This window comes from Neisseria sicca, assembly GCF_014054945.1.
GTDB classification, from domain to species: Bacteria; Pseudomonadota; Gammaproteobacteria; order Burkholderiales; family Neisseriaceae; genus Neisseria; species Neisseria sicca.
This window is the reverse complement of the sequence record NZ_CP059566.1, coordinates 1,920,459-1,941,532: the sequence shown is the minus strand read 5'-3', so window position 1 is coordinate 1,941,532 and position 21,074 is coordinate 1,920,459. Positions and strand designations below refer to the sequence as shown.

The window sequence follows — 21,074 nt, the reverse complement described above, 5'->3', positions numbered from 1 at the left end:
GGATATAGTGGATTAAATTTAAATCAGGACAAGGCGACGAAGCCGCAGACAGTACAGATAGTACGGCAAGGCGAGGCAACGCCGTACTGGTTTAAAGTTAATCCACTATAAAAAGAGAAATTGAACGCAGTCCCGGCAAGGGGCAGGCTACTGCCGCATACGTTGGCAGTTGATATACAAAGGTCGTCTGAAAACCTATAATGGCAAGGATTTCACACCTGTTGCCCGCCATGCCGATTTACTTTATTTCCGATTTGCACCTGAGCGAATCCCATCCCGAATTGACCGAATTGTTTTTGCGCTTTATGCGCGAAAAAGCACCGCAAGCGCGTTCGGTTTATATTTTGGGGGATTTGTTTGATTTTTGGATAGGCGACGACGAGCAATCCGAATTGACCCAAACCGTCGCGCAAGCGATTCAATCCGTCGTGCAGCGCGGGATTGAATGTTTCTTCGTACACGGCAACCGGGATTTTTTGATCGGAAAGCAATTTGCAGCGCAATCCGGTATGAAGTTGCTGCCCGAATATGCGGTGGTCGATTTATACGGCAGTTCCGCCTTGATTTGCCACGGAGATACTTTGTGTATCGATGATGCGCGTTATCAGAAGTTCAGAAAGGTTGTTCACCAAAAATGGCTGCAACGCCTGTTCCTAAGCCTGCCGCTTGCCCTGCGCCTGAAAATCGCCCGCAAAATACGCCGAACCAGCAAGCAGGGCAAAAAATATAAAGCCGCCGAAATCATGGACGTCCAGCCGCAATTCACCGCAGGCATTGTGCGTCGGCATCATGCCCAACTGTTGATTCACGGACACACCCACCGTGAGCATATCCATCAGGAAGACGGCTTTACCCGTATCGTGTTGGGGGATTGGAAGCCTGATTACGCTTCCATACTGGAGGTTGACGAACAAGGTTTCCGATTCGTTCCTTTATAAATTTGCCGAACGAAAGCGAGGTATTCGGGTTCAACCCTTAGTCTCGGTACAAGCCCCAATCGGCTTCCTATGGTTTGAAACGCAAATCCATCGTGTCCTGATAAACGGCTTCGCTTTAAGTCATCATCAAAAAGGTCGTCTGAAAACACCGATTCGGGTTTTCAGACGACCTTTCACTTTCTCAACTCAACATCAGAATTTCGCTTGCAGCCTTAACCAAGCGGTACTGCCGGGTTCGTTGACGCGCAAGGTTTGCGTGCCTGCTGAAGGGTCGCCGCCTTTGCTGACGAATTCGGCGTAGGTTTTGTTGAACACGTTGTCTATACCGGCCTGCAAGGTGGCGTATTTGCTGAATTTCCAGCCGGCATTGAGCGAGAGTACGCCGAAGCCGGAAGAGGCGCCGATGTCCTGTCCGACGATATTGCCTTGACCTTTGCTGTAACGGTTTTGTTTCGCCACGACGCGCCATAACGCGCCTGCGCTGAATTTGCCGTTGTCAAAGGCGAGAGTGTTGTTCCATTCCAGCGGCGGGGTTTGTGCCAAAGGTTTGCCGTCGGTACGGTTTTTGCCGTGGGTGTAGGCGAGGCTGCTGCCGATTTCCCAGTTGGGTGCAAACGTCCATTTGACTTCGGCTTCGCCGCCGAAACGCGAGGCTTTAACGTTGCGTACGCCTAAATCCGTGCCTTGGCGTTCGAGTATGATGAAGTTTTTGACATCGCTGCCGAATACGGATACGGAGGCATGGAGGTTGGGACGTTTCCAGATGATGCCCGCATCGATTTGGCGGTTTTGTTCGGGATGGATGATTTTCTTTTTGGCGCGCAGACGTTCCCAGTAGTCGGGCGCGCGTTCGGCGATACCGAATCCGGCGTAGTATTTCAAGCCGTTATCCGTATCACGTTCCCAACGTAAGAAACCGGAATTCAAGTTGAATTTCTGATGTTTCAAAACGGGATCGGTTACGTCTGCGGAATCGTAATGCGCTTTGACACGGTCGTGGCGCAAGCCTGCTACCCAACGTTGTTTGTCGGTTTGCTGCCAAGCGGCTTCGGTGAAAATGCCCCATTGTTTGAAACTTTGGTTGGGCATATAGGGCTTGTGGCGGTAGCCGTCGCCGCCGCGCTCCATGCGGGCGACGTGTACGTCGTCCATATAATCTACGCCGGTTTGCAGGTTGAGGTTATCCCAATCGAAGGTGGCTTTCAGACGACCTGTGTCGGTGTTGCGTTTGGGGTTGTTGGCGTTTTTAATCTGTTTGCCTGCCGGATTGCGGATGGTGCGCAGGCTGTATGTGTCCATGACGTGGTCGATTTCGCTTTCACCGTAGCGCAATTCGAGTTCGCTGAACCAAGGGGTGAGGTTGCGTTGGGTAAAGCGGACGTTCCATGCGTCGCGGTCGAATTTGCTGCCGTCCATCATGCGGTCGGCGTAGGCGACTTTGGCCCTGCTTCGTTCGTATGTGCCTGCGATGGTGGTGTTTTCGGTCGGGGTGATGCCCAGTTGCAGCATTTGGCTGTCGCGTTTGAAATGGGAGTGGACGCGTTTGCCTGAGCCGTCTTTGTAGTCGCCGGCCTCGTTATGGGAAATATTGCTGCGGACGTAGCCGTATTTGCCGCCGAATTCGGCTTCAAGCGAACCATCGCGGCGGTCGTTGCTGCCTGCGGTCAGGGAGGCGTTGATGTTGTAGGGTTTTTCGCTGAAATCAGGGTCTTTGCGGATGAATTGCACCGAGCCGCTGACCAAACCCATGCCTTGGGTTACGGTTTGCGGGCCTTTGGTGACGACGACTTTGTCGAAAGAATTCGGGTGGATGTAGGCAGTCGGCGGGTCCATACGCATGCTGCAGCCGCCGTAAATAAACTGATCGTCTGCGTTAATCGACAGGCGCGAACCGCCCAAACCGCGGAACAGCGGATCGCCCGAGCTTCCGCCTTTGCGGATGATGCTCATGTTGGGCACGGATTGTAAAAGGTCCGCACCGTCTCCGGCAGGGAGGGGTTGCAAAGCAGCTTTGGGGTTGAAAGTAACGCTATTGGCTTTTTGTTGTTGTGTGCCGGTGACGGTAACGGGGGAAAGGATAACAGTTTCTTCGGGAACGGGGTCTGTGTCCGCCCAAGCCTGGGAGACGGCTAAGGCAATCGGCAGAAGGAGTAACTGGTGTTTCATTCTTAGAGCTCCTTTTATTGGTTTAGTTCATTGGGTGTAGTCAATTAATACTTTGGTAGTATAAAGAATGTCAGGCAGTTTGTGAGGAAGAAAACGGTTTTATTTAATTTAAGTCAATATTTTCGAGGCATAATTAAATTATTTGAATAATAGTAATAACTGTGTTGATTAATTGCCTGATTGCACGTCTGGCAGGAAGAAGGGATAAGGCTGTTACAGGGATAAAGAAGGCTGTGTTCAGGATTGGTGTGCAAACCTGTTTTGGCGTGCTGCGAAGGCGTGTCCTTTGGCATTCCGTTTGCAGTCATTACGATATTTCAAACAGCAAAAAGGTCGTCTGAAAATTTTTCAGACGACCTTTGCTTTACTGGGAAACTCCTGACAAACGATACCGGCGGTTTATTTAAACCAACCCCTGACGCGCTCCAGCCCGCCGAAATTGATGCAGGCATCGGCGACTGCCTGCGCTTTCGGTTTGGCGCAGTAAGCCACGCCTACGCCGGCTTCTTTGAGCATCGGAATATCGTTCGCACCGTCGCCCATTGCCAACACCTGATGCGGCTGCAATCCGAGGCGGTCGCGGTATTCGCGCAATAAATCCGCCTTTGCCTGCGCGTCGATGATTCTGCCTTTCAGACGACCCGTCAGCTTGCCGTTTTCAATTTCCAAAATATTGGCGTGTTGGTATTCGAAGCCGAGGCGTTGTTGCAGCCTTTCGGTGAAAAACGTGAATCCGCCCGACACCAGCATGAATTTCACGCCGTGCGCCTTGCATTCGTCCAACAAAAATTCCGCGCCGGGCGAGAGCCGCAAAACGTTTTCATAAACCTCCGCCAAAACCCGCTCGTCCAATCCCGCCAACAGGGCGACGCGGCTGCGTAAAGACTGCTCGAAATCTAATTCTCCGCGCATCGAGCGTTCGGTAATTTCCGCCACGCGGTCTTTCAAGCCGACGCCCGCCGCAATTTCATCGACGCATTCAATGGTAATCAGCGTCGAATCCATATCGCTGACAATCAGCCCGAGTTCGCCGAACGCCCTATCGGGCAACACGGCGTGGTCGATTTGACGGCTGTCCAGCAACGCCGCGTCTGCCCCGCTTAAAGAAAACCCTTCTTCAACGATAAAACGCATACGTTTTTCATCGGCGTAATCAGGTTCGGGCAGGCGGGAGAGGAGGGCGGAAGGCAGGGCTTCGGCGGAGGGGGATTGGAGGACGAGGGCATGCGGCATGGCGGTGGCTCAAAAAATGCGGATTATATAGTGAAACAGTGAAAAATGTTACGGCACCCAAGCCGTATTTTCGGAAATGATTTCAAACGCAGACGGCAGTATGTGTAAGGCAATACAGGAAGGAAATGCCGAATTGTCGGCTTGCCTATTGCCAGTCCACTGAAAATTCGCTATAAGGGGATTATATGGAATATATTAACATTTATATACAGACAACCTAAAAAGGATTCAGAGATGAAAATCGGTATCCCACGCGAGTCATTATCCGGCGAAACCCGCGTCGCCTGTACGCCTGCCACCGTTGCCCTGTTGAGCAAACTGGGCTTTGAAACCGTTGTCGAAAGCGGCGCAGGTTTGGCGGCGAGTTTGGACGATGCCGCTTACCAAACAGCAGGCGCGACCGTTGCCGACAAAGCGACGGTTTGGGCCTGTCCTTTGATTTATAAGGTCAACGCGCCGTCCGAAGGCGAGCTGCCGCTGCTCAAAGAAGGGCAGACCATCGTCAGCTTCCTGTGGCCGCGCCAAAACGAGGCTTTGGTGGAAGCCTTGCGCGCCAAGAAAGTGAACGCGTTGGCGATGGACATGGTACCCCGCATTTCCCGCGCACAGGCTTTGGACGCTTTGTCTTCGATGGCAAACATCAGCGGCTACCGCGCCGTGATTGAAGCCGCCAACGTCTTCGGCCGTTTCTTCACCGGTCAAATCACTGCCGCCGGTAAAGTGCCGCCCGCGCAGGTTTTGGTGATTGGTGCAGGTGTGGCAGGTTTGGCGGCAATCGGTACGGCAAACTCGCTCGGCGCAGTGGTGCGCGCGTTCGATACCCGCTTGGAAGTGGCGGAACAAATCGAATCGATGGGCGGCAAGTTCCTGAAACTCGACTTCCCGCAAGAATCGGGCGGCAGCGGTGACGGCTACGCTAAAGTGATGAGTGACGAATTTATCGCCGCCGAGATGAAGCTCTTTGCCGAGCAGGCGAAAGAAGTGGATATCATCATCACTACCGCCGCCATTCCGGGCAAACCCGCGCCCAAGCTGATTACCAAAGAAATGGTGGAAAGCATGAAATCCGGCTCCGTCATCGTCGATTTGGCGGCGGCGACGGGCGGCAACTGCGAACTCACCAAGCCGGGCGAATTGTTCGTAACCGACAACGGCGTGAAAATCATCGGCTACACCGACATGGCAAACCGCCTTGCCGGACAGTCTTCCCAGCTTTACGCCACCAACTTGGTGAACCTGACCAAGCTGTTAAGCCCGAACAAAGACGGCGAAATCACGCTGGACTTCGAAGACGTGATCATCCGCAACATGACCGTTATCCGCGACGGCGAAATCACCTTCCCGCCTCCGCCGATTCAAGTTTCCGCCCAGCCGCAGCAAACGTCGTCTGAAAAAGCCGCGCCTGCCGCCAAGCCCGAGCCGAAACCCGTTCCTCTGTGGAAAAAACTCGCACCCGCCGTCATCGCCGCCGTATTGGTGCTGTGGGTCGGCGCGGTCGCGCCCGCAGCATTCTTGAACCACTTCATCGTGTTCGTCCTCGCCTGCGTCATCGGCTACTACGTTGTTTGGAACGTCAGCCACTCGCTGCATACCCCGCTGATGTCCGTGACCAACGCCATTTCCGGCATCATCGTCGTCGGCGCGCTGTTGCAAATCAGCCAAGGCAACGGCTTCGTTACCCTGCTGGCCTTCATCGCCATCCTGATTGCCAGCATCAACATCTTCGGCGGCTTCTTCGTAACGCGTCGGATGTTGAATATGTTTAGGAAAGGGTAAAAGCATGACTTTAGCCTATTGGTGCATCCTGATCGCATCGCTGCTGCCGCTGTTTTGTTCCTTCATCGCCAAAGCGCAGGGCGGATTCCAGCCGTCGGACAACCGCAATCCGCGCGATTTCCTCGCCCGCACGCAAGGCTTGTCGGCGCGCGGCAATGCCGCCCAGCAAAACGGTTTTGAAGTGTTCGCCCCGTTTGCCGCCGCCGTTTTGGTGGCACACGCCACAGGCAATGCCGCGCAAGCGACCATCAACCTTTTGTCCATATCGTTCATCGCCTTTCGCATCGCTTATATTTTCAGCTATCTGAAAGACAAACCGAGCCTGCGTTCGGCAATGTGGACGGGCGGATTTGTCTGCACCATCGGGCTGTTTGTAGCCGCTGTCTGACAGCGGGGTCGTCTGAAAACGAGCTCAGCGAGTTTCGCTAAAACGAATGCAGCGAGTTTTCAGACGACCTGGAAGTCAGTTTTCGAATATGAGGATTTCGACCATGAAAGCAAAATGCCTGTGCGGCAACGTATCTTTAGAAGTGGAACACGACAAACACGTCCACGCCTGCCATTGCGGGATGTGCCGCATTTGGGGCAGCGGCGCGACGTTTTCGCTGATTGCCGTCAAACCGCCGAAAATCGACGGCGGTGAAAACATCGCCCGCTACCATTCGTCCGAATGGGCGGAACGCGCGTTCTGCAAAAAATGCGGTACACATTTGTTCTACCATTTCCTGCCGAACGACAGCTATTTCGTCTTTGCCGGACTGTTTGCCGACAACGCCGATTTCAAATTGGAAGAGCAGATTTTCATCGACGCCAAAGCCCCGTATTACGAACTGGCAAACGACACGCCCAAGCTGACCGAAGAAGAGTTTTTGGCACAATTCGGCGGCGGATAGGAAACCCGATACAGAGGTCGTCTGAAAACCCGAGTTCCAGATTTTCAGACGACGTTGAATCAACCATCCCGATAGTCGGAGAACCCTATGAACCTGTCCCCCGAACAAACCGCCGCCCAACTGCGCTGCCCGCATGACGAAGCGGGAGCAGCGTTCGGGCAGATGATGAACCTGCGCAACCTGACACAGATTCTCGGTTCGTTTGAAGCGGTGCAACTGCAAAACGGAGACCGCATCCTAGAAACGGGTTGCGGCAACGGCGGGCTGCTCGGCTACATTTTGTCACAGGCAGAAAACCTGCATTACACAGGTTTGGAAATTTCCCCGTTGATGCACGCACAGGCGCAGGCATTCAATGCCCCGTTTCTCGAAGCAGGGCTGGCGAATTACCGGCTGTACGACGGCGGCGCGCTGCCTTTTACCGATGAAAGCTTCGACAAAATCGTTTCCGTCAATACCGTCTATTTTTGGGACGACGCACCAAGCGCGCTTTCAGAATTGAGCCGCGTGCTGAAATCCGGCGGGCGGCTATGCCTGAATTTTTGCGAAAAAGACTTTATGGCGAAACTGCCGTTTGCCGCGCACGGCTTCGCGCTCTACGATGCCGCCGACATCCTCGCCCTGTCGGAAAACCTGCCGTTGCGCTGCATTCGGGAACAGCGAAGCCGCGATTGGGCGGTCAGCAAAAGCGGCAATCTGGTGCGGAGGGAGTTTGTCATCGTCGTCTTTGAAAAATACTAAGCATCAGGGTCGTCTGAAAACCCGAAATTCTGTTTTCAGACGACCCGATTAAAAAACACAGTTACTTTCACAAATAATTGGAGAATCACCATGTCTTCAGGACTCGTTACAGCGGCATACATCGTAGCCGCGATACTGTTCATCTTCTCGCTGGCGGGGCTGTCCAAGCAGGAAACCGCCAAGCAGGGTTGTTATTCCGGCGTAGCCGGGATGGCGGTCGCCTTGTTCGTTACCGTGTTTTCCGAAAACACCCACGGGCTGGGCTGGATCATCATCGCCATGCTCATCGGCGGCGCCATCGGCATTTACAAAGCCAAAAAAGTAGAAATGACCGAAATGCCCGAGCTGATTGCGCTTTTGCACAGCTTCGTCGGCTTGGCAGCCGTTTTGGTCGGCTTCAACAGCTATATCGAACCGGGCAACGTTTCGCACGATATGCACACCATCCATCTGGTCGAAGTGTATTTGGGCATCTTCATCGGCGCCGTAACCTTTACCGGCTCGCTGGTCGCGTTCGGCAAGCTCAACGGCAAAATCAGCAGCGCGCCGCTGCAACTGCCCGCCAAACACAAGCTCAACCTCGCCGCATTGGTTTTATCCTTTATCCTGATGCTGGTGTTCGTCTCCGTTGACGGCAGCGGCTTCATCCTGATCCTGATGATCCTGATCGCCCTCGCATTCGGCTGGCACTTGGTCGCCTCCATCGGCGGCGCAGATATGCCCGTGGTCGTGTCCATGCTGAACTCCTATTCCGGCTGGGCGGCCGCAGCGGCAGGCTTCATGCTCTCCAACGACCTGCTTATCGTCACCGGCGCACTCGTCGGCTCCAGCGGCGCGATTCTGTCCTACATCATGTGTAAAGCCATGAACCGCTCCTTCATCTCCGTGATTGCAGGCGGCTTCGGTACCGACGGTTCCGCCGCAGCCTCAGGCAGCCAAGAAGTCGGCGAATACCGCGAAGTCAAACCCGCCGAAGTCGCCGAAATGCTGCGCAACGCAAGCAGCGTCATCATCACCCCGGGCTACGGCATGGCAGTGGCGCAGGCACAATACCCCGTTGCCGAAATCACCGAGCTTTTGCGTAAAAACGGCACCGAAGTACGCTTCGGCATCCACCCCGTCGCCGGCCGCCTGCCCGGCCATATGAACGTACTGCTCGCCGAAGCCAAAGTTCCCTACGACATCGTTTTGGAAATGGACGAAATCAACGACGACTTCCCCGAAACCGACGTAGTACTGGTCATCGGCGCGAACGACACCGTCAACCCCGCCGCCCAAACCGACCCGAACAGCCCGATTGCCGGCATGCCCGTATTGGAAGTGTGGAAGGCAAAAGAAGTCGTCGTCTTCAAACGCTCGATGAACACCGGCTACGCAGGCGTACAAAACCCGCTGTTCTTCAACGAAAACAGCGTGATGTGCTTCGGCGACGCGAAGAAAACCGTTGACGAAATTTTGGCGGAATTGAAGAAATAACATCTGAAGCTAAGACAAAAGGTCGTCTGAAAACCCGATTTCAAGGTTTTCAGACGACCTTTTCTTATGAATACACTACGTCAAACATCCTATCGCCGTCATTCCCGCGTAGGCGGGAATCTATCGGAAATCCTAAGAAACAGATGTTTGAAAACAGTTGCCGAGATTTAAAGGTAGATTCACGTCGTAGCCTGTCCTCGCGTAGGCGGGGGCGGGAATGACGGTAGTCAGGCAGAAATTTATGCCTCTATGTGCAAGCCTGCCCCCTCTCCTGTCTGGCGGGAGAGGGCTGGGGAGAGGATGGCTCTACGGGCTGAACAATTTGATTTTGCCTAAAGCCACGAAGCCACCCCCATCCTAACCTTCCCCCGCTGGACGGGGGAAGGAACAAGGTTGCTGCTGCGACAAAAGGTCGTCTGAAATTGGCGGGTGGACAGAAATCTATGCCACGACGTGCAGCCTGCCCCCTCTCCCGTCCGGCGGGAGAGGGCTGGGGAGAGGGTGGCTCTATGGGCTGCACGAATTTACTTTTGCTTAAAACCACAAAGCCCCCCATCCTAACCTTCCCCCGCCGGACGGGGGAAGGGACAAGGTTGCTGATACGGTAAAAGGTCGTCTGAAACTGAAAATTTGGTTTCAGATGACCTCTTCTCATAATCAGAACATGCTAAATACCCCGCCAGATAGGGGAAGGGACAAGTTGTCGTTGCAGCAATGAGTAGCGTGGGCTTTGCCCACGAAACTTGCTGTATGTTAATTCGAAAAATAGCTGTATTTTTATTCATTCGTGGGCGAAGCCCACGCTACTTGAGTTTTTCTAAAGCCCGAATCTCAAGGTTTTCAGACGCCCCTGTTTGTACCTGCGACCTGCTCCCTCTCCCGTCCGGCGGGAGAGGGTTGGGGAGAGGGTGGCTCTGTGAGCTGCACGAATTTGATTTTGCCTAAACCTCAGAAGCCACCCCCATCCTAACCTTCCCCCGCCGGACGGGGGAAGGAATAAGGTTGCTGATATGGTAAAAGGTCGTCTGAAACTGAAAACTTGGTTTCAGACGACCTTTTCTTATAAACAAATCACGCCAAACACCCCGCCGTCGTCATTCCCGCGCAGGCGGGAATCCATCAGAAATCCTAAGAAACTGATGTTTGAAAATCAGTTGCTGAGATTTAAAAGTGGATTCCCGCCTACGCGGGAATGACGGTAGTTGGGCAGAAATTTATGCCGAGACGTGCAGCCTACCACCTCTCCCGTCTGGCGGGAGAGGGCTGGGGAGAGGGTGGCTCTATGGGCTGCACGAATTTGATTTTGCCTAAAGCTCAGAAGCCACCCCCATCCTAACCTTCCCCCGCCAGGCGGGGGAAGGAACAAGTTGCCGTTACAGCAACGAGTAGCGTGGGCTTTGCCCGCGAAACTTGCCGTATGTTAATTCGAAGGATAGCTGTATTTTTATCCATTCGTGGGCAAAGCCCACGCTACTTGAGTTTTTCTAAAGCCCGAATCTCAAGGTTTTCAGACGCCCCTGTTTGTACCTGCAACCTGCCCCCTCTCCCGTCCGGCGGGAGAGGGCTGGGGAGAGGGTGGCTCTATGGGCGGCTGCACCAGTTTGATTTTGCCTAAAGCCACAAAGCCACCCCTATCCTAACCTTCCCCTGCCGGACGGGGGAAGGAACAAGATTGTTGATGTAATAAAAGGTCGTCTGAAACCAAAATCCCATTTTCAGACGACCTCTCTTCATCACTCCGCAAAATCTTTAACACTCAAACGACATAAGTCCAAACGGGCGGTTTACCGCAAGCCGTTTGCGTCCAGCCATTTCTCCAAGTCTTCGGCGCTGATTTTGCCGCCGTTTTCTTCCAAATCGAGTTTGTTGACCTGTTTGCCTTTGCTGTATTTCGCGAGGACGGGCGTGCCGCCGAGTTTGTATTGTTGGCGGAACGCGGTCCATGCTTCTTTGTCTTGGTGCAGGCGGTGGACGTTGACGAAGTAGATTTTGCCGTTCAGGTTGCGGCTGGCGATGTAGCGTTTGAACATGGGCTCGAAGGCGTTGCAGTCGCCGCAGCTCGGGCGGCCGATGTAGGCGTAAACGGTGTCTCCGTTGGCGACGCGTTTTTTGAAGCTTTCGACGGTCAGGCTGTCGAGGTGGAAGTAGATGTCGGAATAGGTGTCTTCCAGCCGCTTGGTGTTTTCGGCGGAAAGGCGCACGGCGGTTTGCGCTTCGGACAGGCTGTTTTTCAGGGCTTCGGTTTCGCGGTCGGCGGCGCAGGAACACAAGAGCAGCGCGGCGGTCAGGACGGGCAGGATTTTCATGATTCGGCTCCTTGGTTGCGATAGGGAAAGTATACGCTTTTCGCGGCGGCGGGGTCGTCTGAAACGCTGGAAACGGCTTTTTTCAGACGACCTTTTGATGTATGGCAATGGGCGGGCGAAGTAGCGTTGTGTAGCGTGGGCTTCGCCCGCGGTGGTTTGGGGGAGGGCGTCGGCTTGCTGCGGGTTGAAGCCATCCCCTGCAAAACGGTAGAATGGTGGCAGTTTGACAGACGGTTTGCGCCGATATTCGGGTGCGCCGTTTCTATACCGATATAAACCATCCAATCAAAGGAAACCTTCATGACGACATTCCCCATCGCGCGCGCGGGCGATAAGACACTTGAAATCCAAGGCAAAATGGCGAACCGCCACGGCTTGATCGCCGGTGCGACCGGTACGGGTAAAACCGTGACCCTGCGCCGTATGGCGGAAGCCTTCAGCAGCGAGGGCGTTCCCGTATTTTTGGTTGACGTCAAAGGCGACTTGTCGGGCATCGCGCAAGCGGGTGCCGCCAGCGGCAAGGTGGGCGAACGCATTGCCGAGTTTGGCTTGGGCGAACAATGGCTGCAAAGCTTCCCCGTGCGCTTTTGGGATGTTTACGGCGAAACCGGCATTCCGGTGCGCGTAACCGTTTCGGAAATGGGCCCGCTGCTGCTGGCGCGTTTGATGAACCTGAACGACACGCAGGAAGGCTTGTTGAACCTTGTGTTCAAAGTTGCCGACGATAAAGGCTGGCACATTCTGGATTTGAAAGACCTGCGCAGTATGCTGAAACACGTTTCCGACCACGCTTCGGAATACCGCACGCACTACGGCAACGTCTCCGCCGCCAGTATCGGCGCGATTCAGCGTCAGCTTTTGACGCTGGAGAACGAAGGTGCGGAAAAATTCTTCGGCGAGCCGTCGCTCAACCTGCAAGATTGGATGCAGACCGACAACGGCAAAGGCGTCATCAATATCCTCAATTCGGAAAAACTGATGCGCTCGCCGCGTATGTACAGCGCGTTTTTGCTGTGGATGTTGGCGGAATTGTTTGAAACCCTGCCCGAAGTCGGCGATTTGGACAAACCGAAATTCGTGATGTTCTTCGACGAAGCGCATTTGATGTTCGACAACGCCGCCAATGCGCTGGTGGAGCAGGTCGAACAAGTCGTGCGCCTGATCCGTTCCAAAGGCGTGGGCGTGTATTTCGTGACCCAAAACCCGCTCGATTTGCCCGACACCATCCTCGGACAGCTCGGCAACCGCGTGCAACACGCCTTGCGCGCCTTCACGCCGCGTGACCAAAAAGCGGTTAAGGCCGCTGCCGAAACCTTCCGCAGCAATCCGAATATCAAAGTTGCCGAAGCGATTGCCGAACTGGGTGTCGGCGAAGCACTCGTTTCCTTCCTCGATGAAAAAGGTATGCCCGAACCGGTAGAGCGCGCGCTCGTCCTGCCGCCGCAATCTTCCTTGACCCCGCTTACCGCCGAAGAGCGCAACCGCTTGTTCCAAAACGATGATTTGTATCCGACCTATAAAGACATGGTGGACAATTATTCCGCCTTTGAAGCCTTAGCCGAAGCCGACAGTCAGGCTGCGGCGGAGAAAGAGGCGGCAGCGGCGGCAAAAGAGCAGGAAAAAGCGCAAAAAGCCGCTGAAAAAGAAGCCGCCAATGCCGATCCCGGCATACTCGGCGGACTGCTCGGCGGCTTGAGCGGCGGACGCAAAAAGTCAGGACAGGGCTTGGGCTACAACGTCGCCGACGCCATCGGCAGCCAAATCAACCGCCAAGTGACCAACGCCATTTCCCGCAGCGTGATGGGCATCATTAAAAACATGTTTAAAAAATAAGGCGTAAAAAGAAGGCAAAGGTCGTCTGAAAGCCTGAAAATCGGTTTTCAGACGACCTTTTACGCTGGAGAAGACGGGAGGTTGCTTGACGATATGGGAACAAGAGACTGAGATGACTGTGCAAAAAAGCGTCCGCATTTTGGGGATAGACCCCGGCAGTCGGGTGACCGGTTTCGGCATCATCGACGTATGCGGCAGGGAACATTTTTATGTGGCTTCAGGCTGTATCAAAACGCCGCCGAATGCGCCGTTGGCGGAGCGTATCGCCGTGATCGCGCGGCATATCAGGGAGATTGTGCAGCAATACCGCCCGCATCAGGCGGCAGTGGAGCAGGTGTTTGTCAATGTTAATCCGGCGGCTACGCTGATGCTGGGACAGGCGCGCGGGGCGGCATTGGCGGTGTTGGTGATGGAAGGTTTGCCTGTGTTTGAATATACGGCGTTGCAGGTCAAGCAGGCGGTGGTCGGGAAGGGCAAGGCGGCGAAAGAGCAGGTGCAGCATATGGTGGTGCAGATGCTGTCGCTGTCGGGTACGCCGCAATCGGACGCCGCCGACGGACTCGCCATCGCGCTCACTCACGCTTTGCGCAATCACGGCTTGGCGGCGCAGTTGGGCAAGGGGCAGATGCAGGTGAAGCGGGGGCGTTTCCAATAAGATGCGACGCGGCATTGCTTCGGTATAGTGGATTAACTTTAAATCAGGACAAGGCGAGGCAACGCCGTACTGGTTTAAAGTTAATCCACTATAAAAAAAGGTCGTCTGAAAGCCCCTTAATCTTTCAGACGACCTTTGGTTTTCCCGATCTGTATTGTTTTTGCTCGGTGTTTATTGCAGGGTGAAGCCTGCTTTGAATTCCAGCTTCGGCACGCCGACGATAAAGCGTTCGCCGATGCTGTCTTCAAACTCGTATGCGCCTTCGATGCTGCCCCATGGGGTGCAGAGTTGGGAGCCGCTGTTGTACTCATAAGCCTCGCCCGGATAGAGGACCGGCTGTTCTTCAATCAGACCGGAATGGCCTACCGGCTCGGTTGCTCCGTGTCCGTCGGTGATTTCCCAGAAACGCTGGCGCAGCGTGATGACATCGTTGCTGCGGTTGCAGATGGTAATCACATAGTTGAAGGCATAGCGGTCGCGATAAACATCGCTTTGACCCGCAACGTAGCGTGGTTGAACATTGATTTCGATTTCGTTCATTTTTGTTGTCCCGTAATAGTGTTTTTTGTTTGCACCGATTTTTCGATGCGTTTGAAGTCTTATGGCTTCAAATAAGTGTGTTGAAAAAATCAGATAATCCAGGCGGCAATGCCTAAAACTATCAAGGTCATGATGGCGGCGATGATGTCGTCCAACATGATGCCGAATCCGCCGTGCACATGCCGGTCAAACCATTTGATCGGCCAAGGTTTGATGGAATCAAACAGGCGGAACAGAATAAATGCCGCCAGCCACCAATTCCATTTAAACGGTGCAAAAGCCAGAATCAGAAGCATCGCTACCATTTCGTCCCAAACGATACCGCCGTAGTCTTGGATGCCGAGTGCTTTTTCGGTGTGGTTGCAAATGCGGATGCCCCACATAAACAGGGCTACACACAAAAAAGCCAGAATCCAGCCGTCGATACCGATTAAAACCAAGAGAAATGCTATCGGCAGCGCCGCCATCGTTCCGAATGTGCCGGGTGCGACGGGCGCGAGGCCGCTGCCGAATCCGAATGCCAACAGGCATAACGGGCGCTGCTTCAACCAGTCGAAAGTAGGTTTAAATTCAGCCAAAGTGATCAAATCCTAATGAAGTCAGTTTTAATTCGCCGCCATTGGAATCTATTATTTTCAGACGACCTGTATTATTTATTTTCCCGATGGGCGTTACTGCTACGCCGCATTGTCCGGCTATTGTCTGAATCTCGCTGCGCCGGCATTCGGGGGCGGTGAAAACCAGTTCGTAATCATCGCCGCCTGCCAGTGCGCAGGAGAGCCAGCTTTCGTGCGGTAAGACGTTTTTCAATTCTTCTAAAACCGGCAGCGCATTTGCCGAAATTTCCGCTCCGACCGATGACGCGGTCAAAATGTGACCGAGGTCTTGTGCCAGCCCGTCCGAAATATCTTGAGCGGCATGGGCAATGGGCAGAAGCGCCTGTCCCAATCCCACTCTAGGCTCCGGACGGAGCAGCCTGTCATGGCAGCGGTCGAACAAATCGGGCGGTAGTGTGTGTGTGTTCAGGCGGCAGTTTAAAGCGGCTGCTGCTGATCCGATTTGTCCCGATACCCAAATATCGTCGCCGTCTTTCGCGGCATCGCGCCGTAGGGCCTGTCCTTGCGGAAGCTCGCCGATAATGGTGACGTTGAAGACCAAATCGCCTTTGGTCGTATCGCCGCCGATCAGGGTAATGCCGAAGCGCTGCGCCAAACTGAAAAAGCTGTCACAAAAACGTTTCAGCCAATTTTCGTCCAATTCGGGCAATCCGGCACTCAATAACACCCATTTCGGGGCAGCCCCCATCGCGGCCATATCGGATATATTGACAGCTAGCATTTTCCATGCCAAATCTTCAGGAGCGGTGTCAGAAAAAAAATGTCTGTCTTTTAACAGCATGTCCGCGCTAAAACATAAATCAAATCCGTGACTTGGACGGATAATCGCAGCGTCGTCACCAATGCCCAAAATCAAACCGCTGCTTTTCTGTTTTTGCAAATATTGTCTGATAAAGTCAAATTCCGTCATATATTGCATCTAAAGTGATAAAGATTGTTATCAATCGAATCGGAATTTTTGATAGACGAATAATGTATATTTATACAATATATATGTTAGTTAATGTAATAAATTGCATTAAACGGTAATATAATCGAGTCGATTGCAAAAGTAAATAAGATTTTTAATCCAAATGATAACGGTCAAAAAAGCGCACTTCTATCAAAAATTATTTCCGAGAGGATAAAAAGTGCCTCAAAAAAGAGTATCAAGCCGTGCAAGAGGAACGGTAATATAGGAAAGTCTGCAAGTTGATATCAGGATCTCGAGGTCGTCTGAAAAGCCATTTTAGGTTTTTCAGACGACCTTTTGTCAAAATAAGAACAAAACGGCTGGCTTAGGCAGGCGTATCTTTCAACTCCGCCCCCACATCCCGCAAGCGCCGCAGCACCTCGTCCCATGCTTTGTCCAAATCGCGGCACGCCCCGCCTTCCGCCTTGATGCCGAACTCGATATGCGGTTTGACCGCCGTTCCGTCCGCATTCTGCCAGCCGACGCTGGGCAGGCTGTAAGAGCGCACGCCGGGGTAGGTATGTTCGACGTATTCCATAATCGGGGCGACGCGCGATTCGGGTTGTCCGAATATATACACGCTACGGCTGCCGTGTTCGGTTTGGTTGAAGCGGTCGGCGTAATAAGTATCCAAAACCCATTCCGCCATCGGGTGCGCCATCACGGGGAAGCCGGGGAAGAAATAATGTTCGCGGATGGAAAATCCGGCGATGTTGTTGAACGGGTTGGGCACAAGCTCTGCGCCTGCGGGAAAGTCTGCCATTTTCAGGCGCTGGGCGTGTTCGGGCGCGCCAAGCGGCTCGCCGCGTTTAAGGGTAACGGCTTCGATGAACTTGGCGGCTTCGGGATGGCGGACGACGGGCAGATCCAAAGCGGCGGCGGCAGCTTGGCGGGTATGGTCGTCGGGCGTGGAACCGATGCCGCCGGTAACGAAGGTCGGCAGGCCGTCTGAAAAGCTGCGGCGCAGTTGTTTGACCAGCAAATCAGGTTCGTCGGGCAGGTATTGCACCTGATTGAGCTTCAGTCCGCGCGATTCCAGCAGGGATTTGAAAAAGGCGAAATGCTTGTCTTGGCGGCTGCCGTGCAGGATTTCGTCGCCGATGATGATGAGGTTGAACAAATGCTGTCGGTCTTTCATAATCTTTCTTCTCGGAGGTCGTCTGAAAATGTCCGGACGCTTCCAAAGGGTTAAACAAAAGGAAAATCATGCACGAATATCGTTTGAAACAACCGAAAAACCTGCTTGACCGTTTGGAAAGTGTCTTCTTTGCCGTCTTCGGCTTGGGTTTGATACTGATGGAACGGCGCATTGCACTAGGCTTAACTCTCTTTGCCTTTGCCGCATGGTCGCTGTGGCGTGACTTTTATAAACGCAGCCGCGAAATCGTATTTTCAGAAGAAGGGATTTGCAAAATCAGCCGCGAAGGCACGCAAACACTGCCTTTAGAGGATTTTTGCGGCGTGGCGGTATTTACTGATACGAAACGAAGCAGAATCATTAATATCTACCGGATTGCGCTCGTCCCCAAGCAGCCGTACGATACGCCGCTGACGGTATATACCGCAGTACAGTTGTTTACCCGTCTGCCGGCTTTACCCCCGGAGTCTGTAAATTACATCCGCCATCGGATTGTCGAATGCACAGGCTTGCAGGATTTTGGCGATATCGGCTCGGCGACCTTGTCGGAGCTGTATGCAAAATGCTGTTTTTTAAATCAAGATTGACATAGGTCGTCTGAAAACCGAAATCCGTTTTCAGACGACCTATTTGGTTTACTCGGCTGGATTGTCGGCAATATTTATTAGATAATAAACCTAATTTTACGAAAAGGGGCGGTTGCGCCCATTTATTTTTAGTCCAAAGGATTCCCCCATGAGCCAAAACAATACTATCCTGCAACACCTCCCCATCGGTCAAAAAGTCGGCATTGCCTTCTCTGGCGGCCTTGATACCTCTGCCGCGCTGTTGTGGATGAAACTTAAAGGCGCGCTACCTTATGCCTACACTGCCAACCTCGGCCAGCCCGACGAAGACGACTACAATGCCATTCCCAAAAAAGCGATGGAATACGGTGCGGAAAACGCCCGCCTAATCGACTGCCGCGCGCAGTTGGCACACGAGGGCATCGCCGCCATCCAATGCGGCGCGTTCCACGTTTCCACCGGCGGCATCGCCTATTTCAACACCACGCCTCTGGGCCGCGCCGTTACCGGCACCATGCTCGTTTCCGCCATGAAGGAAGACGACGTCAACATCTGGGGCGACGGCAGCACTTACAAAGGCAACGACATCGAGCGTTTCTACCGCTACGGCCTGCTTACCAATCCCGCGCTGAAAATTTACAAACCTTGGCTCGACCAGCAATTTATCGACGAACTCGGCGGCCGTCACGAAATGAGCGAATTTCTGATTGCCAACGGCTTCAACTACAAAATGTCGGTGGAGAAAGCCTATTCCACCGATTCCAATATGCTCGGCGCGACGCATGAAGCCAAAGATTTGGAATTCCTCAACAGCGGCATCAAAATCGTCAAACCCATCATGGGCGTTGCCTTCTGGGACGAAAGCGTCGAAGTCAAACCCGAAGAAGTCAGCGTGCGCTTTGAAGAAGGCGTGCCCGTTGCATTGAACGGCAAAGAATACGCCGACCCCGTCGAGCTCTTCCTCGAGGCCAACCGCATCGGCGGCCGCCACGGCTTGGGCATGAGCGACCAAATCGAAAACCGCATCATCGAAGCCAAATCGCGCGGCATCTACGAAGCCCCGGGCATGGCATTGTTCCACATCGCCTACGAACGCTTGGTGACCGGCATCCACAACGAAGACACCATCGAACAATACCGCATCAACGGCCTGCGCCTCGGCCGACTGCTCTACCAAGGCCGCTGGTTCGACAGCCAAGCCCTCATGTTGCGCGAAACCGCCCAACGCTGGGTCGCCAAAGCCATTACCGGCGAAGTCACCCTTGAACTGCGCCGCGGCAACGACTATTCGATTCTGAACACCGAATCGCCCAACCTGACCTACCAACCCGAACGCCTGAGCATGGAAAAAGTCGAAGACGCCGCGTTCACCCCGCTAGACCGCATCGGTCAGCTCACCATGCGCAACCTCGACATCACCGACACCCGCGCCAAACTGGGTATCTACTCGCAAAGCGGTTTGTTGTCGCTGGGCGAAGGTTCGGTATTGCCGCAGTTGGGCAATAAGAAATAAAGCAGCCCAGCCATTTTGAATTGTTTCAAACGGGAAAGGTCGTCTGAAATTCAGTTTTCAGACGACCCTTCTCTTTTTTCCTCAAATCAATTGAAATCATGAAATTCTTCACACACTTTTATCTTGAAAACCATATGTATTTCAACGACTACTTGAAATACGTCCTCATTTTCGCCGCGCTCGTCGTTCTCCTGCTCGCCGTGTCGCAATACCTGCGCCACCGCATGGATACCAAATACCGCGACCTGAGCATCATTGCCCTGCTGCTGCTCATCCTCATCAGCGGCATCCAATATCTCTCATACAGCGAACGCCAAAACTTTGCCGCCGACACCTCGCGCATGGTCGGTTTTCTCAATGCCCTGATTGAAAACCAAAAAGTGGAAAAACGCGACATCAGCGTCAACAGCACGCACCTATACAACGGCATGATCGTCGGCATCAAAAACCAATACTACGAAGTCCATTTCAATCAAGACTTCTCCGCCTACACCCTGACCCCCACCAATCTGGTCAACAACAACATCGAACTCATCGACAAAGAATAACAGGACACACTCATGGAAGCATACTCCCTCCTTGCCTTCAAACTCCTTATGGGCATTTTAGGTTTGGTTTTTCAAATCAACCTCTTAGGTAAAGGCAACCTTGCCCCCACCTCCGCCATGGACCAAGTGCAAAACTTCGTTCTCGGCGGCATCATCGGCGGCGTGATTTACAGCGACAGCGTCGGGCTTTTACAGTTTTTCCTCGTGATGGTTCTGTGGACGCTTTTGGTATTGAGCCTCAAGTTCATCAAAAACAACAACCGCTGGGTCAAATCCATCATTGACGGGAAGTCCGTCTGGGTCATCGTCAACGGCGAAATCCAAACCGAAGAATGTATGAAAAATGGCATCAGCGCACACGACCTGATGTTTAAGCTCCGTGCTGCCGGCATCTACGAAATCGCCGCCGTCAAACGCGCCGTCATGGAACAAAACGGTCAGCTTACCGTCATCCAATACGGCGACGAAAGCCTGCGTTACCCCCTGATTACCGACGGGCAAATCGACCACGACATCTTGGAAATCATCAAACGCGACGACGAGTGGCTGCAACAGGAACTTGACCGTCTCCACCTTGATGTCTCGAAAGTCTATATCGGCGAATACATCGACGGGAAATTGGTGGCACACCCTTATCCTTCTTAATTTAAAAAACAAAGGTCGTCTGAAACCTAGACTGGATTTCAGACGACCTTTTTGCATCAACCCCAAATGACGCAGGTCTTGCTGTTTTTGTTAATCGCGATATTCAAACGACGTCCCCAAAAACTGCTCTAAGGCAGAAACATGGGAATGATGCGGGTCTTTGACGGCAGTCAGCAGTAAAACGCTGCCGTGTTGCCGTTCCAACTCCAAGATCTGCCTAATGGCGGTTTGTTCGGTATCGCCGTGCAGCTCCTCATGGTAACGGCTGACGAAACCGTCAAAATGTTCAGCCGGATTCTCATGATACCAGCGGCGCAGGTTTGCACTGGGGGTGATGTCTTTGAGCCAGAGCGCCGTAGCAAAGACCTCTTTGCGGATGCCCCGCGGATAGAGGCGGTCGATAAAGACTGCGGTTTGTTCGGGGTCGGGCCGGTATGCGTAAATGCGCTGTACGGTAAACATGTTTGCTTGTCTCCAATGGATTCAGGTCGTCTGAATGTTCAGACGACCTGATGTTTTATAGTGGATTAACTTTAAA

21 protein-coding genes are annotated in these 21,074 nt (G+C 53.4%); 12 read left to right on the top strand and 9 right to left on the bottom strand.

The annotated features are described in order from the left end of the window. The first annotated feature begins 230 nt into the window (after window positions 1-230). Window positions 231-938 carry a UDP-2,3-diacylglucosamine diphosphatase gene (lpxH, locus tag H3L95_RS09325; protein WP_040668509.1) on the top strand — a complete coding sequence of 236 codons (708 nt, stop codon included), beginning with the start codon at window positions 231-233 and terminating at the stop codon, window positions 936-938. 192 nt (window positions 939-1,130) lie between these two features. Here the strand turns inward: lpxH and H3L95_RS09320 are convergent, their stop codons facing one another. Both H3L95_RS09320 and serB read right to left on the bottom strand, forming a co-directional pair. Beyond that, a complete protein-coding gene (locus H3L95_RS09320; protein WP_003758426.1) occupies window positions 1,131-3,104 on the bottom strand; it encodes a TonB-dependent copper receptor in 1,974 nt (657 codons plus the stop codon). Window positions 3,105-3,503: 399 nt separating this feature from the next. Then, complete coding sequence (gene serB / locus H3L95_RS09315) at window positions 3,504-4,337, bottom strand: phosphoserine phosphatase SerB (protein ID WP_003758428.1); 834 nt, start codon at window positions 4,335-4,337, stop codon at window positions 3,504-3,506. A 234-nt stretch (window positions 4,338-4,571) separates the two neighbouring features. Between serB and H3L95_RS09310 the strand changes: the two genes are divergently transcribed. The 5 genes from H3L95_RS09310 (at window position 4,572) to pntB (ending at window position 9,223) form a co-directional block, all read left to right on the top strand. Next, window positions 4,572-6,113 (top strand): Re/Si-specific NAD(P)(+) transhydrogenase subunit alpha, encoded by a 1,542-nt coding sequence (locus tag H3L95_RS09310; protein ID WP_003758431.1) that lies wholly within the window; start codon window positions 4,572-4,574, stop codon window positions 6,111-6,113. A 4-nt stretch (window positions 6,114-6,117) separates the two neighbouring features. After that, on the top strand, window positions 6,118-6,501 hold the full coding sequence (locus tag H3L95_RS09305; RefSeq protein WP_003758433.1) for an MAPEG family protein: 384 nt from the start codon (window positions 6,118-6,120) through the stop codon (window positions 6,499-6,501). A gap of 103 nt (window positions 6,502-6,604) precedes the next feature. After that, entirely contained in the window at window positions 6,605-7,006 is a 402-nt protein-coding gene (locus tag H3L95_RS09300) for a GFA family protein (protein WP_040668482.1), read from the top strand. Between the two features lie 87 nt (window positions 7,007-7,093). Then, complete coding sequence (locus H3L95_RS09295; RefSeq protein WP_003758437.1) at window positions 7,094-7,747, top strand: class I SAM-dependent methyltransferase; 654 nt, start codon at window positions 7,094-7,096, stop codon at window positions 7,745-7,747. 90 nt (window positions 7,748-7,837) lie between these two features. Continuing rightward, window positions 7,838-9,223, top strand: a complete 1,386-nt coding sequence (gene pntB / locus H3L95_RS09290; protein WP_003758439.1) for a Re/Si-specific NAD(P)(+) transhydrogenase subunit beta — start codon at window positions 7,838-7,840, stop codon at window positions 9,221-9,223. A gap of 1,784 nt (window positions 9,224-11,007) precedes the next feature. Here pntB and H3L95_RS09285 read toward each other — a convergent pair. Together H3L95_RS09285 and H3L95_RS09280 are read right to left on the bottom strand one after the other, a co-directional pair. Then, complete coding sequence (locus H3L95_RS09285) at window positions 11,008-11,529, bottom strand: thioredoxin family protein (RefSeq protein WP_003759382.1); 522 nt, start codon at window positions 11,527-11,529, stop codon at window positions 11,008-11,010. Beyond that, window positions 11,526-11,831 carry a hypothetical protein gene (locus H3L95_RS09280; RefSeq protein ID WP_040668681.1) on the bottom strand — a complete coding sequence of 102 codons (306 nt, stop codon included), beginning with the start codon at window positions 11,829-11,831 and terminating at the stop codon, window positions 11,526-11,528. The genes H3L95_RS09285 and H3L95_RS09280 overlap by 4 nt, the downstream gene beginning before the upstream one ends. Between H3L95_RS09280 and H3L95_RS09275 the strand changes: the two genes are divergently transcribed. Together H3L95_RS09275 and ruvC are read left to right on the top strand one after the other, a co-directional pair. Further along, the gene (locus H3L95_RS09275; RefSeq protein ID WP_003759383.1) at window positions 11,830-13,362 is read left to right on the top strand and encodes a helicase HerA-like domain-containing protein; all 1,533 of its coding nucleotides are present in this window, start codon (window positions 11,830-11,832) and stop codon (window positions 13,360-13,362) included. The two genes, H3L95_RS09280 and H3L95_RS09275, sit on opposite strands and share 2 nt — an antisense overlap. Window positions 13,363-13,480: 118 nt before the next feature. Then, window positions 13,481-14,017 (top strand): crossover junction endodeoxyribonuclease RuvC, encoded by a 537-nt coding sequence (gene ruvC, locus H3L95_RS09270; protein WP_128887935.1) that lies wholly within the window; start codon window positions 13,481-13,483, stop codon window positions 14,015-14,017. Window positions 14,018-14,188: 171 nt separating this feature from the next. Here the strand turns inward: ruvC and apaG are convergent, their stop codons facing one another. The 4 genes from apaG to H3L95_RS09250 all read right to left on the bottom strand — a co-directional run bounded on the left by apaG (window position 14,189) and on the right by H3L95_RS09250 (window position 17,264). Then, on the bottom strand, window positions 14,189-14,557 hold the full coding sequence (gene apaG, locus H3L95_RS09265; protein WP_003759386.1) for a Co2+/Mg2+ efflux facilitator ApaG/CorD: 369 nt from the start codon (window positions 14,555-14,557) through the stop codon (window positions 14,189-14,191). Window positions 14,558-14,646: 89 nt separating this feature from the next. Continuing rightward, window positions 14,647-15,135: a phosphatidylglycerophosphatase A family protein gene (locus H3L95_RS09260; RefSeq protein WP_003759387.1), complete on the bottom strand. Its 489-nt coding sequence runs from the start codon at window positions 15,133-15,135 to the stop codon at window positions 14,647-14,649. Then, window positions 15,128-16,084 (bottom strand): thiamine-phosphate kinase, encoded by a 957-nt coding sequence (gene thiL, locus H3L95_RS09255; RefSeq protein WP_040668726.1) that lies wholly within the window; start codon window positions 16,082-16,084, stop codon window positions 15,128-15,130. Before thiL ends, H3L95_RS09260 begins: the two co-directional genes overlap by 8 nt. 367 nt (window positions 16,085-16,451) lie before the next feature. Continuing rightward, window positions 16,452-17,264, bottom strand: coding sequence for a competence/damage-inducible protein A (locus H3L95_RS09250; RefSeq protein ID WP_003759389.1), 813 nt, complete (start codon window positions 17,262-17,264; stop codon window positions 16,452-16,454). A 68-nt stretch (window positions 17,265-17,332) separates the two neighbouring features. Here H3L95_RS09250 and H3L95_RS09245 point away from each other — a divergent pair, with 68 nt between their 5' ends. The 4 genes from H3L95_RS09245 to H3L95_RS09230 all read left to right on the top strand — a co-directional run bounded on the left by H3L95_RS09245 (window position 17,333) and on the right by H3L95_RS09230 (window position 20,536). Continuing rightward, window positions 17,333-17,851, top strand: coding sequence for a hypothetical protein (locus H3L95_RS09245; protein ID WP_003759391.1), 519 nt, complete (start codon window positions 17,333-17,335; stop codon window positions 17,849-17,851). Between the two features lie 148 nt (window positions 17,852-17,999). Then, the gene (argG, locus tag H3L95_RS09240) at window positions 18,000-19,343 is read left to right on the top strand and encodes an argininosuccinate synthase (RefSeq protein WP_003759392.1); all 1,344 of its coding nucleotides are present in this window, start codon (window positions 18,000-18,002) and stop codon (window positions 19,341-19,343) included. Window positions 19,344-19,441: 98 nt separating this feature from the next. Further along, the gene (locus H3L95_RS09235) at window positions 19,442-19,891 is read left to right on the top strand and encodes a DUF3290 family protein (protein WP_003759394.1); all 450 of its coding nucleotides are present in this window, start codon (window positions 19,442-19,444) and stop codon (window positions 19,889-19,891) included. 12 nt (window positions 19,892-19,903) lie between these two features. Then, window positions 19,904-20,536 carry a DUF421 domain-containing protein gene (locus H3L95_RS09230; RefSeq protein WP_003759396.1) on the top strand — a complete coding sequence of 211 codons (633 nt, stop codon included), beginning with the start codon at window positions 19,904-19,906 and terminating at the stop codon, window positions 20,534-20,536. A 90-nt stretch (window positions 20,537-20,626) separates the two neighbouring features. Here H3L95_RS09230 and H3L95_RS09225 read toward each other — a convergent pair whose 3' ends face one another. Next, a complete protein-coding gene (locus H3L95_RS09225; RefSeq protein WP_003759397.1) occupies window positions 20,627-20,998 on the bottom strand; it encodes a DUF488 domain-containing protein in 372 nt (123 codons plus the stop codon). Between the last annotated feature and the right edge of the window lie 76 nt (window positions 20,999-21,074).

Excerpts from the sequence above, each read along its gene's own strand:
- lpxH (WP_040668509.1), top strand. The coding sequence starts at position 231 with ATGCCGATTTACTTTATTTCCGATTTGCACCTGAGCGAATCCCATCCC.
- H3L95_RS09320 (WP_003758426.1), bottom strand. The coding sequence starts at position 3,104 with ATGAAACACCAGTTACTCCTTCTGCCGATTGCCTTAGCCGTCTCCCAG.
- serB (WP_003758428.1), bottom strand. The coding sequence starts at position 4,337 with ATGCCGCATGCCCTCGTCCTCCAATCCCCCTCCGCCGAAGCCCTGCCT.
- H3L95_RS09310 (WP_003758431.1), top strand. The coding sequence starts at position 4,572 with ATGAAAATCGGTATCCCACGCGAGTCATTATCCGGCGAAACCCGCGTC.
- H3L95_RS09305 (WP_003758433.1), top strand. The coding sequence starts at position 6,118 with ATGACTTTAGCCTATTGGTGCATCCTGATCGCATCGCTGCTGCCGCTG.
- H3L95_RS09300 (WP_040668482.1), top strand. The coding sequence starts at position 6,605 with ATGAAAGCAAAATGCCTGTGCGGCAACGTATCTTTAGAAGTGGAACAC.
- H3L95_RS09295 (WP_003758437.1), top strand. The coding sequence starts at position 7,094 with ATGAACCTGTCCCCCGAACAAACCGCCGCCCAACTGCGCTGCCCGCAT.
- pntB (WP_003758439.1), top strand. The coding sequence starts at position 7,838 with ATGTCTTCAGGACTCGTTACAGCGGCATACATCGTAGCCGCGATACTG.
- H3L95_RS09285 (WP_003759382.1), bottom strand. The coding sequence starts at position 11,529 with ATGAAAATCCTGCCCGTCCTGACCGCCGCGCTGCTCTTGTGTTCCTGC.
- H3L95_RS09275 (WP_003759383.1), top strand. The coding sequence starts at position 11,830 with ATGACGACATTCCCCATCGCGCGCGCGGGCGATAAGACACTTGAAATC.
- H3L95_RS09280 (WP_040668681.1), bottom strand. The coding sequence starts at position 11,831 with ATGAAGGTTTCCTTTGATTGGATGGTTTATATCGGTATAGAAACGGCG.
- apaG (WP_003759386.1), bottom strand. The coding sequence starts at position 14,557 with ATGAACGAAATCGAAATCAATGTTCAACCACGCTACGTTGCGGGTCAA.
- thiL (WP_040668726.1), bottom strand. The coding sequence starts at position 16,084 with ATGACGGAATTTGACTTTATCAGACAATATTTGCAAAAACAGAAAAGC.
- H3L95_RS09250 (WP_003759389.1), bottom strand. The coding sequence starts at position 17,264 with ATGAAAGACCGACAGCATTTGTTCAACCTCATCATCATCGGCGACGAA.
- H3L95_RS09245 (WP_003759391.1), top strand. The coding sequence starts at position 17,333 with ATGCACGAATATCGTTTGAAACAACCGAAAAACCTGCTTGACCGTTTG.
- argG (WP_003759392.1), top strand. The coding sequence starts at position 18,000 with ATGAGCCAAAACAATACTATCCTGCAACACCTCCCCATCGGTCAAAAA.
- H3L95_RS09235 (WP_003759394.1), top strand. The coding sequence starts at position 19,442 with ATGAAATTCTTCACACACTTTTATCTTGAAAACCATATGTATTTCAAC.
- H3L95_RS09230 (WP_003759396.1), top strand. The coding sequence starts at position 19,904 with ATGGAAGCATACTCCCTCCTTGCCTTCAAACTCCTTATGGGCATTTTA.
- H3L95_RS09225 (WP_003759397.1), bottom strand. The coding sequence starts at position 20,998 with ATGTTTACCGTACAGCGCATTTACGCATACCGGCCCGACCCCGAACAA.